Origin of the sequence: Maribacter aestuarii (assembly GCF_027474845.2) — a bacterium.
In the GTDB taxonomy this organism is placed as follows: Bacteria; Bacteroidota; Bacteroidia; order Flavobacteriales; family Flavobacteriaceae; genus Maribacter; species Maribacter aestuarii.
Window position 1 is genome coordinate 1,783,571 of sequence record NZ_CP107031.2, and the last position, 19,249, is coordinate 1,802,819.

Below are 19,249 nucleotides of genomic sequence, written 5' to 3' on the forward strand. Positions count from 1 at the left end.
TATGTTGTCGCTTCCAAGAGAAAATAGAACTATTCTGATTACTGGTGGTGCTGGCTTTATAGGCAGTAATTTTATTCCATTCTATTTAAATAAAAATCCATTGTATCAAATAGTCAACCTTGATAAATTGACCTACGCTGGCAATCTGGCCAATTTGATGGATGTGGTCGAAAATGCGCGTTATCATTTTGTGGAGGGAGATATTTGTAATAAAAACCTGGTCGACAAGCTTTTTGAGGAATTAAAAATTGATGGAGTCATCCATTTTGCGGCCGAATCTCATGTTGACAATTCGATTGAAAGCCCCGAAAGTTTTATAAAAACAAATATTGAAGGTACATTTATATTACTGGAGACATCTAGAAAATATTGGATGGATGGGCCAAACAAAGTAAAGCCCGGATGCGAACATGCCCGATTTCACCATATTTCAACGGACGAAGTCTACGGGAGCTTAGGCGCAGAAGGCTTTTTCACGGAAGAAACTGCTTACGCACCCAACAGTCCTTACAGTGCTTCAAAAGCTTCTGCTGATTTTTTGGCGCGAAGCTACTTTTATACGTATGGCTTAAATGTGGTCACTAGCAATTGTTCAAACAATTACGGCCCCAAACAGCATGACGAAAAATTGATTCCAACGATTATTCGTAAGGCTCTGGATGGTGAAAATATTCCAATTTATGGTGATGGATCCAACGTACGTGATTGGCTTTTTGTTTTAGATCATTGCCAAGGTATCGAACTAGTATTTAATGAGGGAAAGGCTGGTGAAACTTATGTTATCGGCGGCAACAATGAGCACAACAACCTTTATATTGCAGAACGCATTTGTAGTTTGCTAGATGAAAAATTCCCAAAAACGGAAGGAAGCTATTTCGAACAGATTAATTTCATTAAGGATCGGCCTGGTCATGACCAACGCTATGCCATAGATGCTACGAAAATCAAGACTGAATTAGGTTGGTCCCCGGCTGAAAATTTTGATTCAGGGCTTGAGAAGACTATCGCTTGGTATACAACCAAATATCAAAAAGCTTAAAATGAAAGGAATCATCTTGGCAGGAGGCTCCGGCACTCGGTTGCACCCAATTACCTTAGCGGTTAGCAAACAATTGATGCCTATATATGATAAGCCGATGATTTACTACCCGTTGGCTACATTGATGTCCGCGGGTATTCGAGAGATACTATTTATTACAACACCTGAAGATGCACCCTTGTTCCGCAAATTACTAGGTGATGGCGCTCAGTTGGGTTGCAATTATCAGTTTGCAGTTCAGGAAAACCCAAATGGACTGGCCGAGGCTTTTATTATTGGGGAGGATTTCATTGGGCATGATAAAGTCGCATTGATTTTAGGAGATAATATCTTTTACGGTTCCGGGCTTGCAAAATTATTGCAAACCAATAATAATCCGGAAGGTGGAGTTATTTATGGCTATCATGTTCAGGACCCAGAGCGTTATGGGGTGGTTGAATTTGATGATTCAGGTAGAGCTATTTCCATAGAGGAGAAACCTGAAAATCCGAAATCCAACTTCGCGGTTCCAGGTATCTATTTCTATGACAATCACGTCATAGAAATCGCGAAAAATATAAAACCAAGCAAAAGAGGTGAGTTGGAAATTACTGACGTCAACAAAGCTTATCTGGAAAAAGGAAAGCTACAAGTCAGTATATTAGATCGCGGCACCGCATGGTTAGACACCGGTACTTTTGGGTCGCTCATGCAAGCTTCCCAATTGGTTGAAGTCATTCAGGAGCGTCAAGGACTTAAAGTGGGCGCTATAGAGGAAGTCGCTTATACCATGGGTTACATTGATAAACAGCAACTACACCGATTGGCAAAACCCTTGCTAAAGAGTGGTTATGGAGAATATTTAATGCTATTAAAGTAACTACATCCTGTGACAGTGACCGAGACCAATTTAAAAGGTTGTTTTATCATTGAACCTAAAGTCTTCTTAGATGAAAGAGGGGAGTTCTTTGAATCTTTTCATAAGAAAAAGCTGGAGGAAGCTTTAGGGCTTAGCTTGAATTTCGTACAAGACAACCAATCTACTTCAAGGCAAGGAGTTTTAAGAGGATTACACTTTCAGGAAGGGGAGCATGCCCAAGCTAAGTTGGTTCATGTAATCAAAGGCGAAGTTTTGGATGTGGTCGTCGATTTACGCCCTGAGAGTCGGACTTTTGGGCGACATATTTCTATTGAGCTCTCCGATACCAACAGAAAACAAATTTTTATACCAAAAGGTATGGCGCATGGATTTTTAGTGAAAAGTGCCGAGGCAGTTTTTGCCTATAAATGTGATGCATACTATCATCAGGTGTCTGAAAGTGGGATAATTTACAGTGATGACACCTTAAATATTGATTGGGAATATCCCCAAGATAAAATTTTGCTCTCTGAAAAAGATTCCAAGCTTGCCACCTTTAAAGAATGGTGTTTATGACACGTGTTTTGGTTACAGGTGCCGATGGCCAACTGGGCAGATGCATTCAAAAAATTTCAGATGACTTTATAGAAATGGAATTTGAATTCCATACTTCTAAAACAATGGATATCACCGATATTCAAAAAATTTCATCTGTTTTTTCTAAAGGAAATTTCAATTATTGCATCAATTGTGCCGCCTACACCAATGTAGAACAGGCAGAAAAAACTCCGGAACCAGCATTTGAGGTCAATGCGGAAGCCGTGAAAAACTTAGCTATTGCTTGTGCTAATAATAAGATGACGCTCATCCATATTTCGACGGATTATGTTTTCGATGGCGAGAAAGTAACGCCCTACCTTCCGAGTGACCAAACGAATCCAATCAACGAGTATGGGAAGTCTAAGTTAAAGGGCGAAGGGCATATTCAAGAGATACTGAAGCACTATTTCATTGTGAGAACCTCTTGGCTCTATTCAGAATTCGGAAATAACTTCTATAAAACCATTTTGAAAAAGGCGCGAGCCGGTGAAGATTTGCAAATAACCAACGACCAAATAGGCTGCCCCACAAATGCGAATCATCTAGCGCAGTTTATTTTGAGTTTGATAGCAAGCAAAAGTAAAGATTATGGCATTCATCATTTTACAGATGGCGAGGTCATGACGTGGTTCGGTTTCGCGCAAAAAATCCTAAAAGAACATAACATGCAAGGGAAAGTCAAACTTGACAAGGCTAAGAATTATCGTACTTTTGCGAGGAGGCCGAAGAATAGTTGCCTTGAATAGAATGGTCTAATTCATAAAGTTTCCAGGCTTAGCTTCAACAAGGATAATTTCAATGATAGCACTAAGCGAAGAAAAAAAATTAATATTACAGGACTATTTTTAGCTTCCCTGTCATTGTTCCCCATCCTTCGACCTGCATTTCAATCAATTTTAATTATTGGTTTTTGTCTGGCTTCAGTTTTACTTTATTGGAATAACTTCTCCAAAAGGATTAAAAACAGAAACTTAGTTTTTACATTCTTCCTTCTCACGGGATACTATATTTGGTATCTACTTTCGTCATTTTGGTCAGAGGATTTAGTAGCCTCAATTGCAGATTCTCAATCAAATATTGTCCTTTTACTTTTTCCATTCATTTTTCTTTTTTTCACCCTCCTTTAACCAAAAATATAACTGAACGCGTTCAGTTGGTTTTTGTGTTTGCAATGCTAATCTATTTAATTCTTTGGTATCGGTCGTACCTTCTTGGAGTAAGCCATTATCAAGTTTTAAGGTTAGAGGAATTGCCAATTAAGGAATATTCTTTGTTTGAGCAAATTGATTATTTCATATCAAAAGGGTTTTATTGGATTTCGGGCTCTTCGATTCGAGGATATCGTTTGGCTAACGTGGAGATTAAGTTATTTGTACATCATAATTATGTGGCTTCCTATTTCGTAGTGGCTTTTTATGCGGCACTCAACATTATTATTTATGCTAAAAATATGGTCTTGAAGTTTTTAATGTTTGTTCCGGCCTTAATATTCCTAGGGTTTGTATTTTATTTACCCTCTAAAATGAATCAGCTTATAATATTGGCCGCTATTCCGATTTTCATTTACCATTCCTTTGGAAAAAGAACAGCGATATACTTAACGATCGTTGGATTAATTGCATCCTGTTTTTTGCTTTATAAAGAACGAGAAAAAGTATCAACTATAAAACTTATTGAAAAAGAGAATTTAATTTCGAAGGAAACGGCAATAATTGATTTTTATAGATATCATGTTTATAGTTGCAGTGTGAATAAAATTCCAGATAACTATTTATTTGGAATGGGCAAGGGCGATGTTCAATCGTACCTAAACTCGTGTCTGCCAAGTGATGAATGGCCTGGTTTAAGCGAAGTAAGGAGAGAATATAACACGCATTCTCAACTATTGAACTATCTTATCTCTGGAGGCATAATAGGACTATTTTTATTCATAGGTCTTTGGGCAAAGTTATTTTCTTTAGCATCTAGGCAAAATCTTAGTCGGTTATTAATCTTATTGTTAGTGATTTTTGCGAATACGATTTTTGAAAATTATCTATCTAGACTGTGGGGATGCTTTATTTTCGTTTTCTTTACTTTCATTTACTTACAGACTGACTTGAATCGACTAATACTTAAAAAAAATAAAGACAACTAAAACCATAAATTTATTGAGTTTCTTCACATCTAGATACTTTAAAGATATATTCAGTCAAGCCGGCTTAGTTATAGCAGCCCAGTTGATTCCAGTGGTCTCTAGTCCATTATTGTCGAGAATATATGACCAGAACGCCATGGCCGAAATCACTGGTCTAATGGCGCTTAGTAGCATTCTTTTGGTCTTTTCCACTTTTAAATTGGAAAACGCGGTGGTTACGGAGAAAGATGATAATCGAGCAAACCAATTGATGGTACTAGGTATTGGTATTGCTTTATTATTTTCGATTGTGACTATTTTTTTGGTAAATTTTTTTAGTGATAGATTAGGAAATAGTTTTAAAATCCAAAACGTAATTAATTTTGTGCCTTTTTATGTTTTGTTCTTGTCAGCTCTTAACATCATAAATTTCTGGTTTGTCAGAATTAAAAAATTTAAGCTAAAAGCATATTCTAAAATCATAGAAAATGGTAGTTATGTTGCTTTTGCGTGCTCGATTTATTACTTAAAAGGACAGAATGAATTGGGCCTAGCCTTAGGTAAGTTTGTCGGAGTATGTGTGGCCATGGCATTGTTATTTGCTTTTTCCAAGTTAAAATTCCAGAGAAATAAATGGAACACATACAAAGATCTTTTAGTTGACTATAAAGAATTTCCGCTTCATTACATGCCCTCGAGTTTTGTAAACGTAATGAGCCTTCAAATGCTCATACTTTTTATTGGAATATATTATTCGAAAGAACAACTAGGATATTTTGGATTGGCAAATATGGTCGTATTATTGCCTATTTCTTTTATTACACAAAGTGTGGGCACTATTTTCTTTCAAAAAATGAGCGAATATATAAACAAAGGGCAAGGAAAACTGGCAAAGAAAACTTTTAAGCAAACGTTAGGGATGTTAGCTGCAATTGGCATCCCTGCCTTTTTAGTTTTGTATTTCGGTAGTGTTTATCTCTTCCCATTTGTTTTTGGATTCGATTGGGAGATTACTGGAATTATTGCAAAGTTACTGGCCGTTGTTTTTTTATCTCAAATAATTGTAGGACCAATTAGTATCGTTCTTATCTCTCTGAAAAAAATCAAACTTAATGCTTTTTGGCAGTATGGTAGGTTTGTTATTATGTTATTATATATGCTAAGTCTGGTCTATTTTTTCAATTTGGATTTTCTCTCTTTTGTAAAGTGGTACGCTTATGGCGCTGCCACTTTGTATACAATATATTTTTTAATAATTATTAATGAAGTTAGAGTATTGAGAGATGAAGATTAAACTAGGCAAATACCTCTTCGAGATATATTACTTTCTTATTTCCATACTTTTTTTTTAGTGGTACGGTTTACTTGGTTCTTTCGCAAATTGAATCAAAAAATTGAAATCGAATATAACTTCAACTTACTCAAATATCTTGTTGTAAGTATCTTCGTTTTTATCACAATTCGCTTATACAAGAGAGCGAATTTCGATATTTTCAGTAAAAATACTATTGGTATTATTTTAGCAGTATATTATATACCTAGTTCTATCTTTTTTTCAAGTACAAATGCCAGCCCGATTATTTACCTAGCTCATATCTCGCTATTTTTCACACTATTTTTCACATTGAAAATCAGATATGATATCAGTTGGCCCATTCTAAGTAAAAAACAATCACTTTTTTTATTAGTAGCAATTACGATAATAGGAGTCTTTCCATTTTTAAGATACATACATCACATAAATATTAAAAACTTGTTCTTGATTGATATCTATTCAACCAGATTTAAGTTTAGAGCATTGTTTGATACCTATTCGAGCTATTCACATTCATGGTTTACACGGGTAATCATACCTGTGATTTTTGTTTTTGCTCTAAAATTCCGTCTTAGATTACTTGCGTTCTTCAATTTTTTGGTGTTGTTAATGCTCTATCTAATGGGAGCTGTTAAGTCGGTACTTCTTGGGAGCTTGTTGGTAGTTTTATTTTACTTTTTACCATCAAAAAAACTGATGAATTATGTAGTTGGCGGGTTACTAGGTTTAGCGCTCATAGCTATAATTTCGATACCTTTCTTTGATGCAGATAACAATATGGTTGCTGTAATTATATTCAGAAGGTTAATGTTCATTCCTAGTCTTCTTGATTATGCCTATTATGATTTTTTTGATGGCAATCATTTGTATTGGTCCAGCGGATTTTTAAAGGGATTAATCGAATATCCGTATGACGAAACACCAGCGCGATTAATAGGTGAAATATACTTCGACAGACCGGATATGGCAGCTAATAACGGAATAATTTCAGATGGATTTACTAACGCTGGCTTCATAGGGGTGATTCTAAATATTTTCTTATTAGGCACCTTTTTTAGTGTTGTGAAAAACAGCAATGTGGATAGCCGGTTCTATGGGATTTTCTTTTTCTTTATTTATAACATATTTACCACTACATTTTCTACCGTTTTGGTGACTCATGGTGGAATTATCTTGATACTTTTGACCCTTCTTGTACTAAGACGAAAAAATAGCACAGGTTATTCATAAAATATTTCACATATCGACAGTGCACCCGAGAAGAGATACTCGAATTTTTTATCGGGAGTGTGTAAGCTTATTTAAAAGTGGCTACGACGTTTATCTTTTGGTGGCCGATGGCAAAGGAGATGAACTTGTTGAAGGCGTACAAGTTTTAGATATCGGTTTAGAAAGTTCAAGAATAAAAAACTTCTTCAAAAGCGGCTCTAAAATTAGAAAGAAAGTAGAAGAATTAAAACCAAGCTTAGTGCATTTTCACGACCCTGAACTTATGTTTGTCGGAAAGCAATTAAGTTCAAAGTTTCAGATTCCTGTTGTATTTGATATACACGAAAATATAACAGTTCAGATACTAGACAAAACCTACATTCCAAAGTTTCTGAGGGGTTTGGTTTCACTCGTCTACAAAAAAGTAGAGCAGTATTATTTAAAATATTTTCATTTAATCATCGCTGAACATTCGTATCAGCATGTATATACCAATAAAGGTAGATCGTTGACTACGGTTTTGAACATGCCTGATTTAAGGCACTTTGAACCCTACATTAACAACAATCGAGCAGGAAATGAAATATTCTATATTGGCGGCATTTCCAATGAGCGTGGCCTTGATGTCACCCTTGAGGCACTAAAGATTTTAAAATCTAGGGGAACTGATTTCTTTATGCATTATATCGGGCCTATTTCGGAGGAGAAAATAGTTGAACTGCCTATAAGGGAGATTAAGGAAAATGTCAAATTTTATGGTAGAATGGACTCGAAAGAAGGCTTTGAGGTTTCAAAAAAATGTGTGGTCGGTCTTTCTGTCTTAAAACCGATTAAGAATTATGTCGAATCCTATTCCACAAAAATATTTGAATATATGGCCATTGGTTTACCTGTTATCACATCAAACTTTCCCCTCTATCAAAAAGTAGTGGAGCGATATGATTGCGGTTTTTGTGTAGAACCCTATTCTTCAAACGAACTAGCCGATAGCATAGAAGAATTGATTCTAAACCCTGATTTGGTAAATCAAATGGGAGAAAATGGGCAACGCGCAGTTAATAAAAAATACAGTTGGGCTTCTGAAGAGGAAAAGTTACTCAGGAGGTATAAAAATTTAATTTAATTAACAAGTTTAAAATTATTTTTGAAATGGTTTTCAATAAACTGAAGTCTTTTTTAGAGTCTAGTAGCATCACAAATATCCTTAAGGTTTTATCTTTGATACAGTCCAACTGATAGCAATGACCGCAAAAAACCTTATCCTTGACCTTGACAATACGCTGTACGGCTATGATATTCCTCATAAAATAGCCTTGTCAACAGTGTTGGAACGATTTTCTGCTAAGTTCAATATCTCCGAAGAACTTGCACAGCAGAGCTTTGATAAGGGTAGACAAAATACCCATCTAGAATTACCGAAAAGGGCCGCATCGCACAATAGGTTATTGTATGTTCAAAAAATGTTGGAATACAATGCTATAAATAGCATGCACTATGCTTTGGAGTTTTACGAACTGTATTGGGGCACCTTTTTGAAACACATGACACTTTTTGAAGGGGTCATTGACTATTTGGAAAACTGTAGAGCAAAAGGAGGCAAAATTTGTATCCTCACCGATTTAACGGCCCACATACAATTTCGAAAAATCGAAAAACTAGGTCTTGCTAAATATGTCGATTTTTTAGTGACCAGTGAAGAGGTAGGGATTGAAAAACCGGATGCTGCGATGTTCACTAAAGCACTGCAAAAACTCGATTGTAAGGCTTCTGAGGCGCTCATGATTGGCGATAGCTGGAGCAAGGATATTGTCGGTGCAAACGCCATGGGCATACCGAGTTTTTGGATCAATCATAAAAAGGAAGCGCAGTTGCTCACAGAAAATATAAGGGAGGTTTCCCGATTTGCAAATATCTTAACCGATGGAAAATAAAGAAGCCCTTGATGCCTTGATAAAAATGTCAAAATATGCCGGGCAGCGTTTTGACCTGGTTCAAGCTGGTGGAGGCAATACTTCCGTAAAATTTGGAAACCAGATGTATATCAAAGCATCGGGCTTTCTCCTCTCCGAATTAACCGAAAATACAGGGCATACCATTGTAGAAACGGATAATGTTGTAGCGATATTGGATGATGCCGACGTATTGGAAATTGCGGATAAAAAAGGAAAAGACGCTACGGCATCAAAAAAGCTACAATTGGCAAAGGTTTCTGAGGGTCCTAGACCTTCTATAGAAACGTATTTGCATGCCTTATTGTACAAGTATACGCTGCATGTGCATTCCATTTCAGTGAATATGTTCACTTCGCATAAAAACTGGTTGCAAAAAATGGAGGAGCTGGATGATAAGGCACTCTGCGTGAAATACGAAACCCCAGGCATTGAGCTTGCCCTAGAATTGAAAAAGCAAATGGAGCACTACGAAAGTACCTTTGGTCGTCTCCCAAATGTAATTTTTCTGCAGAACCATGGGTTGATTATTAGCTCTAATAACTATGATGATATTGAGGCGTTTAATGAAAAAGTGGTTGTGGCTGCCGAGAAAAAAGCGGGGGTGGATTTTTCGCGATATCGCGATACAACCAATATTGCAAATTGTTATAACAAAACTTTCAATCGTGATGATATCGCCTACCTATCCGAAGATGCAACGATTACTAAACTTTTGAATCAGATAAATGCGGATCAGTTGAAAAAACCCTTTTCTCCTGATGGGTATGTATTCTGCGGGTATACTATATGCAATGCAGACGAATTAAACGCCGAGGTTTTTTTAAAGTATCAAGAACTCTATTTTGATACTCCAAAAATTGTCAGGTACAATGGTTTCATATACATCATTGCGGCAGATTTGAAGAAAGCCAAAATGATAGAGGATGTCTTTAAGAACAATCTTCTCATAGCGGATACCCTTGAAACAGATTTACAATTTTTAGAGGATTGTGAAATCAGATATTTAAGCAATTGGGAAGCAGAGAAGTACAGACAGAAATTATAGAGATAGGTCAAAAGTTCTTATCGGCAGTAAATTCAAAACTTGATTTAATTATGATATCGAAGTTAGATCCGTCTCGAAACTATTCTTATCTGGCTATAGCGGCCATTTTTGGATTTGTGGGGTTCATGATGCAACCGACGGCATATACTTGGGCAGAGCAAGACATGATGCCTTTCTTTGAACGTATTTTCGATGCGAAATATCTCTCCAATGATTTTTTTACCAATACCACTATGACCAAGAATCCGAGATGGGTTTATGGGTATTTGGTAGTAGCGATCTCATGGGTGACGACCTTACCTTGGTATAAGGTGCTCTATATTTTAAAATTATTGCTACTAATTTGTACTCCTGTTCTTTACTTCAAAATACTACTAGCGTTGTTGCGAAGGTATATTTCAGAAAAAGCCCTCAATCGGGCGGCGCCTTTTGTATTGCTATGCTTGGTGCTTATGGTCATTTTGAAAGAGTATAGATACTATTTTTCCGTAGCATCATGGTTGAGTTATACCCCAGCGTTGCACGCGTATAACATTTCTATATTTTTTGGTTTTTTGGGCATCCTTTTAAAAGAAGGTGGCCGAAAAATGTCCTGGTATTTGGCTTTCTTCTTTGTGAGCTGTTTAGTGCATCCAGCTATGGGCTTGTTCACGATTGGTTTTTATCTGGTTTTGTTGATGCCAGATTTTAAGAAAGAACTTAGGGAGATCCTTTTCATCTTGGCGAGCGGTATTATCGCCGTATTGGCTATAAAGATCATTTTTGCTGCGCAGCAGACCTTACCTGTACAGGAGTTCGTTGATATTTATGTGAAGGAGAGACATTCTTGGCATTATAGTGTTCCGGATTTCGGGAACCTCAAAGGTGATTGGCAAATCTTCTTTGTGGGAATGTGCGTGTTTTTTCTAATACCTTTTCTTTATGGCATACAAAAGAAGAATAAGGCACTATGGAAACTTTCTTTGTTCGCCTTGATTTCTTATTCCGGTGCTATTGCGTTCCAATACTTTTTTATTGAAGTCCTACCGCTAAAAGTTATCGCCTACATGGGCATTTCAAGATTTACGACTTTTGGGTATTGGATGCTGGTTGTTGTGTGGGCTATTCCCCTCTCAGACTTTATGAAATCAGAGAAGACAGTTTATTTTCCAAGTCTTGGGATGAAAAATTTCGTTGTTATCATAATAAGTTTGATTTTTGTAGGAATTTTATTTATAGACAATCCAAAAGAAACATTTTATAATAACCGAAAGGGGTATTACGACTTTATTCAAAATACATCAGAAGATGCTATTTTTGTTACGTATTCAAGACCAATGAATACCGATATGAGGCTTATTGGCCGAAGAGGGGTTTTCGTTAGTGATGAGTTTCCGTTCGCAGAACAATATATTGCCGAGTATGGAGAAAGGTGGAAAATGATATTTGGTTCTAGATATCAAGAATCTCATGGAATTGACTTTTACAGAAATCTAAAACCAAATGATTTCTTGGAGATTTCAAAAAAATACCAATTGGATTATATTTTGATAGAAAACAAGTTTAACTACGCATTTGAGAAGTATATACCGATTTGGAAAGATAAAAAAAACAGTATATATAGTGTTCAAAGCTTTAGTCTATAATTTATGAAGATAGTAATACCTATGTCCGGTATGGGAAATCGTTTCGTTGAAGCTGGCTATACAGCCCCGAAACCTTTGATTGAAATAGATGGCATGCCCATTATTGATCATGTGGTACATATGTTTCCTTTAGAGGAAGACTTTATTTTTATTTGCAACAGCAAACATCTCAAGGAAACCAATATGAGGGCAATCCTTCAGCGAATTGCTCCAAAAGGTAAAATCGTTGAGATTCCGCCACATAAAAAAGGACCGGTATACGCCGTTCAGTATGTTGAAAATCTTGTGGATGATGAGGAAGAAGTTATTGTAAACTATTGTGATTTTTCCTGCTATTGGGACTATGCCGATTTTTTGGCCCATACACGCTCGCGAGATGCCGATGGAGCCGTACCAGCTTACAAGGGTTTTCATCCGCATATGTTGGGCACGACCAACTATGCTTTTATGCGAGATGAAAAACAGTGGATGTTGGAAATCAAGGAAAAAGAACCCTTCACAGACAACAGAATGCAAGAATATGCTTCGATAGGCATGTACTATTTCAAAAAAGGGGCGTATGTAAAAAAATACTTCAAAGAGTTGATGGAGCAAGACATTAACTTGAACGGAGAGTATTATGTAAGCCTTATTTATAATCTTTTGGTTAATGACGGCCTCAAAGTTTCTATTTATGACATACAGCACATGCTACAATGGGGCACACCGCAAGATGTGGAGGAATATAATGGCTTTTCGGATTATTTTAGGGCGGTTTGCAATGAAGAGGTGAACACGGAAATCCACAAGGAAACAGGCATTAATCTAATACCACTTGCTGGGCTTGGCAGTCGTTTTTATAAAGAAGGTTATGTAGACCCCAAACCTTTAATTTCGGTTTCAGGGAAACCCATGATTGTTCAAGCAGCGAATTATTTACCAAAAGCGCCTACAAATATCTTTGTTTGTCTAGAAGATCATTTAAAGGATTATCCTTTGGAAAGTAACATTAAAATAACCTACACCGATGCAAAAATAGTATCCTTGAACAAAACAACGGAAGGGCAGGCCTGCACCTGTGAAATTGGGTTGAAGGACGTGGATTCCAATAGTCCGTTATTGATTGCCGCATGCGACAACGGGATGTTATTTGACAAAGTAAAGTATAAAGAATTATTAAATGATTCTTCTGTCGATGCTATCGCTTGGTCATTTAGAAATCATCCTAGTAGTGAACGAAACCCTGAAATGTATGGCTGGATTAAAACAGATGAAAATAATACGGTAACTGGTGTAAGTGTCAAAAAGGCAATTAGTGACACCCCAAGAAAGGATCATGCCATAGTTGGTACGTTTTATTTTAGGAAAACAAGCTACTTTTTAGAAGCATTATCTCGCCTTTACGAAAAAAATATACGGGTCAACGGCGAATTTTACGTAGACAGTTGCCTGAATGAATTGGTCGAAATGAACCTAAATGTCAAAGTTTTTGAAATTGATCATTACATCGGTTGGGGCACTCCAAATGATTATAAGACCTTTGTCTATTGGCAAAGCTTTTTTCATAAGGTTGATTGGCACCCTTACCGTTTGGAAAAGGATATCACAGTTAAAGTATCTGAAATAGCCTCTTTGGATAAAGAGTATAGCCAGTTTAACCAAGAATGGAGATAAATACGACCACCAAAAAACAGCTTGGAAAATTCGTTGTTTCCGGACTAATTGCGGTTGTAGTAGATTTTAGCACTTATTTCCTTTTGAACAATTATACAGGACATAACGTAGCAAAGGGAATATCATTTTTGACAGGAAGTATTGTAGCGTATGTATTGAACAAGTTTTGGACCTTTCATACTAAAGAATTTTCAGGAACACAATTGTTTCGCTTTTTCTTTTTATATGTTACTACTTTGGCAGTCAATGTTTTAGTTAACAAGGGTATTTTGAATTTATTTAATAATGTGTTATTCGGATTTTTGTGTGCTACAGGAGCGAGTACCATATTGAACTTTCTGGGGCAGAAGTTCTGGGTTTTTAAAAAATAGACCATTAAAAAACTGTAAATGAACGGCATGAAATTGTCAATTATAATACCCTGCTATAATGAGAGCAAGAACATTCCTTTAATACTCTCTCGTTTTGATGAAGTTATCGAGCGCAAAGACATTGAGGCCGTTCTAGTAAATAACGGATCTACGGATAACTCCACTGAAGTGCTTCACGAATTAGTACCGAAATATTCATTTGCGAGAATAGTAAATGTACCTGTGAACAAAGGTTATGGATATGGTATTATATGTGGCTTACAAGAAGCGAAGGGAACATTTATCGGGTGGACACACGCGGACATGCAAACAGACCCTAAAGATGTGATTAGAGCATTGGAAATTATAGAGAATGAACCAAATGAAGAAAACATATATGTAAAAGGAGACCGCAAGGGACGGCCCTTTTTTGACCAGTTCTTTACCTCGGGCATGAGTCTTTTCGAAACTATCTATATGAGGGAGAAATTACACGATATCAATGCGCAGCCGAACATTTTTCATCGCACTTTCTTTGCTGATTGGAAAAATCCCCCTTATGATTTTGCATTGGATTTATACGCGCTTTATGTTGCCAAAAAGAAGAAGTTAAAAGTTATCAGATTCAATGTATTGTTTCCTGAGAGAATTCATGGTGCCTCAAGCTGGAATACAGGGCTTGCGGCAAAAAAAGAAGTTCATAAAAAGAACGCTGGATTTTAGCAAAAAACTAAAGAAGAGTCTAAAATAATATGGAGTATATAGCGCATCGCATCAATTCTTTATCAGAACTGAAAGGGATACCGGGTAAGTATGGTGTTGAAATTGATTTAAGAGATGCCCTTGATGGTAATATCCATATCGCTCATGATCCATTCGTGAAAGGTGAGAGTTTTGAAACATATTTAAAACATTACGAGCACGGCACCATAATTTTGAATATTAAAAGTGAGCGAATAGAATTTAAGGTGCTTGAACTGATCAAAAAGTATGGCATAACTAAATACTTCTTTTTAGACTCCTCTTTTCCAATGATTCAAACACTTGCGAGCATAGGAGAAAAAAATGTCGCTTTGCGCTATTCCGAGTTTGAAGGTATTGACACCTTAAAGGCTATGCAAGGCAAGGTTAATTGGATATGGATCGATTGTTTTACAAAACTACCCATGGACCATGAATTGTTCTTGCAATTCAAGAAAATGAAATATAAACTATGTTTGGTATCTCCTGAATTACAAGGTCGTGATACCGATATCGAAAAGTACAAAACGTATTTAAGGGAACAAGAAATAGTCTTCGACGCAATTTGTACCAAACACTATAACGTTTCGAGATGGCAGTAAAGGATAGCGTATTATTTTCTTTAAAAGACGATAAGGGGGCTTTCAAGCTCGAAATACTAATAGATCGTTTTTTTTTGATAGGTCTAGTGATAAAAGTGGGACTATCTTTTTTATTTGCAGGAAAGTTTTTGAGAGAGGCTTTTATACCTTTCGTCGTTTATTTTTTTGAATCCGGGTTTAACAACCCGTATGAGTACTTTTACAATTCAGGCGTTATAGACGCTTTCCCCTATCCGCCTTTAATGCTGTACTTTTTGGGGTTTTTAGGGGGCTTTGCTTCTAACATTACCCCATTTCTAATAAGGGTACCAATGCTATTGGCTGACATAGCTATTTTACTAGTTTTAAGTAGACTTTTAAAGGGCAAGGCAGCTAAATTATTAAAGTACTATTGGTTGTCTCCGGTCTTGATTTATATTACATACATCCACGGTCAGTTAGATGTTGTTCCTATTATGTTTCTTTTAGCGTCTTCTTATTTACTTTTTAAAAAGAAGAACATTCCCTCCGCTTTTGTATTAGGTTTAGGTATAGCGGCCAAAACCAACCTTGTCATTGTTATTCCATTTTATGTGCTGTTCATCTGGAAAAACAATAATGACAAAAAGTTGTCAAAGCTAGCTATACCCGCTATTATTGCTTTGTTGGTGATTTTTGTTTTTAATGCACCCTATTTGGACAGCGATTCATTTTTAAAAATGGTATATGGAAATAGTGAGCAATCGAAAGTTCTGAATGCTGGTTTTGCCATGATTGGCAAATTGAAATATTATATTATTCCTGCTGTCTATATTATCTTATTGGCAACGGCCACCCGGTTTAAACGCATTAGTAAAGATCTTTTTTTGATATTCACAGGATTTTCCTTTTCTGTGCTCCTAATATTTATTCCGCCTCAACCAGGATGGTATTTCTGGATTCTTCCCTTTTTCGTGTATTTCGCCATTCGCGAAAACAAATTTTCGTTTTTGCCTATTTTGGTTTTACAACTTGCATTTTTGGTCTACTTTATCCTATTACCGGATTCAGATTTTATTTCAGCCTATTTATTCAGTGAAAACGATTTTTCGTTTTACCGCTTTTTTGAAAAAAACCGATGGATATCTCCTGATGTTTTGGCAAGCTTAGCATTGACATTTCTTCAAACCTGTTTACTTCTTAATGTCTATTGGATTTATAAATGGGGAATCAAAAAGAATTTAGAAAAAAAGATTAAGAACAAGCCTTTCTTAATAGGTATAGGTGGTGACTCTGGAGTTGGAAAATCTACATTGACCGAATTATTGACCAATCTTTTTGGAAAGGAAAATATGACTATCATTAGGGGAGATGATATGCATAAATGGGAGAGAGGTCATGATAAATGGGAAGAAATTACCCACTTGTCACCTAAGGCAAACCATTTACATGAAGATATAAGGCATTTGAAAAACCTAAAGGATGGCAAGAAAATTTTGCGAAGATTTTATGACCACGGTTCAGGTAAGTTTACAGAACCTTCAAAGGTATATCCTAATAAAATAACAGTATTTGAAGGGCTGCACCCTTTTTATATTTCCGCAAAACGTAACCTTTTTGATTTGAAGGTATTCGTAGATCCGGAGGAAAGTTTAAGATTACATTGGAAAATTAGTCGTGATATACAAAAAAGAAATTATACTAAGGAAAAGGTGCTGCATCAACTTAAACTTCGAGAAGAGGATAGCAATAAATATATTCGTTCTCAAGCCCCATTTTCTGACATTAAGATATCTTATTATGCTTCTACCGATTTTGCCGAGATTGGCAATGGCGAAGAAGTAGACTTAGCGCTTCGTATTGAGTTGGAAAATAATATTGATATTAATGATCTTTTGGATAGCTTGAACATGATCACAACGCTTCAGATTGTACATGACTATGGTGTGAGTAATCAAGTGATGAATGTAAGTGGGACCATTCTAGATGTTGAAATAAAAAAAATAACGGAGGAGTTCATTGGAGATTATGATGAGTTCATTGAGGATGTAATTTTCGAAAATGACTTGAATGGATTTTTACAATTATTTTTTGCGTATTGTATTGTTTATAAAGCCAAAAACAATTCTTAAATGGAAAAAGGCGAAGTGTTTGATTTGTTGACAAAGTATAGATTATTGTTTTTGGCACTATTATTATTGTTTGTTTCTGTAGTTCTATTGCAGGTAAATTATAATAAGAATAACATGCATAATTATACAGTTGACGAGTATTTTACTATTACCACTGTCCATCCTAAACTCACTCCGGATAAAACAATACATCGAGCATTAAATGGACCCCGAATGTTCACGTATTTATTTTATCCTGGAGCAATGGTTGGAATGATAAACCATATGGGCGGTAATATTTATGAAGATGGCTGGAAGTACCCTGGGCATAACTATTTTGTGAACAACTACAAAACATCGTCTAGCGGATTAAAAAAAAATATGGAGGATCCTAATTTTCGGTATTTTCATTACTATTTAAAGCTACAAGCCATTGTCTTTTTGTTTCTTTCTTTTATTCCGCTTGTTTACTTACTATGGAAACAGAAATATTATGTTGCCATGTTCATGGTTGCAACCCTGGTTGGAATAAACCTTCTGGCACTTGAAGAGCGCAGTCTTTTCTATATTGAACCATTACTAATGGCCATGATGAATCTATTGATATGGCTATATTTTTTTATAGCCGAAAAGAAAATTATAGGTTGGTTTTGGATTGTTTTTTCATCATTTCTTTTTGCTATAACAATATCCCTTAAATTTTCGTCTCTATTCATAATAGTCTTAATCGCCATATTGCTTTTGAGCAAATTTAAAACACTTGAGAAAAGATTGAGCGCAGGTGCTCTATTGATTGTTTGTTCTTTGTTTTTCTTTTCTTTGATTAACTGGAATATTTTTTATAGTAAAGAAGTATTCAATATGGTTATTCACGATTATTTTTCTAATTTTTGGCAATATGCCACAGGCAATAAAGGCCAGGTAGTAGAAAACAATAAAATATATAATTTAAAGAATATGGTCTCAGAGGTTTTTTATTCCCTAGGAGGGTTGGTTTACCTACTACCGGTTATTCTATTTTTGGGCTTTAGGTGCTTTTCTAAGAAATCAGTTTGGGTTTGGGCTGGTTTCGTTTTTTCTACATTATTGTCTATTGCCCTTATCGTTAAGCAACACGTATATATTGATAGAAATATACTTCCGTTTCTGACTGCATTGGTTCTAATCACCGGTGTTATGTTGGATAATATGGTAAATCATGTTCTAAAGATTGATAGATTAAAGAAAAAGACGAAGCCTGCGTATTTATACGTAATTATAATAGCGTTGATTTTCCTCCCAATATGGGGGTACTCTAAAAATTATTTAAGAAAAATATTTCCTAGTACAAAGAGTAATATTACGAATGTAATAGAAGAAATTAGTAACCAGAAAATGAGGAGATTGGTTACAATCGATTATCCTTTTGAGGATGAATTTATAGGTTTTTCCTCAAAAAAAGAGTTGCAATCAGCTATTCCTACCAATGGTAAAAACTTTAAAGATTTTCTTAGTAACAGTATTGGAAATTTTCAATCAGATGATGTTGTACTAATTTCAGAAATCAATAACAATAAGCAGTTGACCACATATGTGCTTCCCAGTATTTTTAATACAAACAGACAATTTGACAAATATTTTGTTTTTTATAACGATATTGGTAAAGACAAACAGTTTCAAAAAATAAGCGAAAGATTTAATGACACGAGCGCTCAATCCATTTTAAAAGATTCTGTTGTAATAAGGGAGGATTTGATTTTACGTGAAATTAAAATCCAAAACGGGAATAGAATTTACTTGAAGTTCGATGTTTTATCCACTAAATTCAAAGATTGGAACGGTTGCAGGTTTTACTTTCATGCAAAGCCGTATGAGGGGGACCTAGCTAAGTTACCTGAGGATAGAATCGAACACGGTTTTGAGGGGTGGGATTTTACCGTAAATGAGAATAATACACTGAAGTATGGAAAATCTTTGTTTGTCGTAAAAGATTTCAGCCCAACCTTAAAAAAATATAGTGAGTTTTCTTTTGGTATTTTCAGAGGATGTGCCAAAAGTGAAGAATTCAAAGTAAACAATATCATTCTATCTGAATAATAGTCAGTGACTGAAAATC

17 protein-coding genes are annotated in these 19,249 nt (G+C 35.8%); all 17 read left to right on the top strand.

Translation table 11 applies throughout. From position 1 onward, the window contains the following. The first annotated feature begins 1 nt into the window (after window position 1). The 17 genes from rfbB (at window position 2) to N8A89_RS08130 (ending at window position 19,230) form a co-directional block, all read left to right on the top strand. Window positions 2-1,039 carry a dTDP-glucose 4,6-dehydratase gene (rfbB, locus tag N8A89_RS08050; protein ID WP_281541794.1) on the top strand — a complete coding sequence of 346 codons (1,038 nt, stop codon included), beginning with the start codon at window positions 2-4 and terminating at the stop codon, window positions 1,037-1,039. A 1-nt stretch (window position 1,040) separates the two neighbouring features. Further along, a complete protein-coding gene (rfbA, locus tag N8A89_RS08055) occupies window positions 1,041-1,898 on the top strand; it encodes a glucose-1-phosphate thymidylyltransferase RfbA (protein ID WP_281541795.1) in 858 nt (285 codons plus the stop codon). A 15-nt stretch (window positions 1,899-1,913) separates the two neighbouring features. Beyond that, complete coding sequence (gene rfbC, locus N8A89_RS08060) at window positions 1,914-2,453, top strand: dTDP-4-dehydrorhamnose 3,5-epimerase (RefSeq protein ID WP_347343963.1); 540 nt, start codon at window positions 1,914-1,916, stop codon at window positions 2,451-2,453. Further along, window positions 2,450-3,223, top strand: a complete 774-nt coding sequence (rfbD, locus tag N8A89_RS08065) for a dTDP-4-dehydrorhamnose reductase (RefSeq protein WP_281541797.1) — start codon at window positions 2,450-2,452, stop codon at window positions 3,221-3,223. Before rfbC ends, rfbD begins: the two co-directional genes overlap by 4 nt. Before the next feature lie 503 nt (window positions 3,224-3,726). Next, window positions 3,727-4,614 (top strand): O-antigen ligase family protein, encoded by an 888-nt coding sequence (locus N8A89_RS08070; RefSeq protein ID WP_281541798.1) that lies wholly within the window; start codon window positions 3,727-3,729, stop codon window positions 4,612-4,614. A gap of 13 nt (window positions 4,615-4,627) precedes the next feature. Further along, a complete protein-coding gene (locus tag N8A89_RS08075) occupies window positions 4,628-5,887 on the top strand; it encodes a lipopolysaccharide biosynthesis protein (protein ID WP_281541799.1) in 1,260 nt (419 codons plus the stop codon). Between the two features lie 717 nt (window positions 5,888-6,604). After that, complete coding sequence (locus tag N8A89_RS08080; RefSeq protein WP_281541800.1) at window positions 6,605-7,138, top strand: hypothetical protein; 534 nt, start codon at window positions 6,605-6,607, stop codon at window positions 7,136-7,138. A gap of 19 nt (window positions 7,139-7,157) precedes the next feature. Next, on the top strand, window positions 7,158-8,240 hold the full coding sequence (locus tag N8A89_RS08085) for a glycosyltransferase (RefSeq protein ID WP_281541801.1): 1,083 nt from the start codon (window positions 7,158-7,160) through the stop codon (window positions 8,238-8,240). A gap of 118 nt (window positions 8,241-8,358) precedes the next feature. After that, window positions 8,359-9,048: an HAD family hydrolase gene (locus tag N8A89_RS08090; protein WP_281541802.1), complete on the top strand. Its 690-nt coding sequence runs from the start codon at window positions 8,359-8,361 to the stop codon at window positions 9,046-9,048. Continuing rightward, entirely contained in the window at window positions 9,038-10,114 is a 1,077-nt protein-coding gene (locus N8A89_RS08095) for a class II aldolase/adducin family protein (protein WP_281541803.1), read from the top strand. Before N8A89_RS08090 ends, N8A89_RS08095 begins: the two co-directional genes overlap by 11 nt. Window positions 10,115-10,164: 50 nt before the next feature. Then, a complete protein-coding gene (locus N8A89_RS08100) occupies window positions 10,165-11,739 on the top strand; it encodes a hypothetical protein (protein WP_281541804.1) in 1,575 nt (524 codons plus the stop codon). Between the two features lie 3 nt (window positions 11,740-11,742). Further along, window positions 11,743-13,392, top strand: coding sequence for an NTP transferase domain-containing protein (locus tag N8A89_RS08105; RefSeq protein ID WP_281541805.1), 1,650 nt, complete (start codon window positions 11,743-11,745; stop codon window positions 13,390-13,392). Next, the gene (locus tag N8A89_RS08110; protein WP_281541806.1) at window positions 13,383-13,763 is read left to right on the top strand and encodes a GtrA family protein; all 381 of its coding nucleotides are present in this window, start codon (window positions 13,383-13,385) and stop codon (window positions 13,761-13,763) included. Before N8A89_RS08105 ends, N8A89_RS08110 begins: the two co-directional genes overlap by 10 nt. A gap of 27 nt (window positions 13,764-13,790) precedes the next feature. Continuing rightward, window positions 13,791-14,465, top strand: a complete 675-nt coding sequence (locus N8A89_RS08115; protein WP_289645304.1) for a glycosyltransferase family 2 protein — start codon at window positions 13,791-13,793, stop codon at window positions 14,463-14,465. Window positions 14,466-14,494: 29 nt separating this feature from the next. Beyond that, a complete protein-coding gene (locus N8A89_RS08120) occupies window positions 14,495-15,085 on the top strand; it encodes a PI-PLC domain-containing protein (protein WP_281541809.1) in 591 nt (196 codons plus the stop codon). Then, the gene (locus N8A89_RS08125; protein ID WP_289645306.1) at window positions 15,076-17,175 is read left to right on the top strand and encodes a glycosyltransferase 87 family protein; all 2,100 of its coding nucleotides are present in this window, start codon (window positions 15,076-15,078) and stop codon (window positions 17,173-17,175) included. The genes N8A89_RS08120 and N8A89_RS08125 overlap by 10 nt, the downstream gene beginning before the upstream one ends. Further along, the gene (locus tag N8A89_RS08130) at window positions 17,176-19,230 is read left to right on the top strand and encodes a hypothetical protein (RefSeq protein ID WP_289645308.1); all 2,055 of its coding nucleotides are present in this window, start codon (window positions 17,176-17,178) and stop codon (window positions 19,228-19,230) included. Window positions 19,231-19,249: the final 19 nt, after the last annotated feature.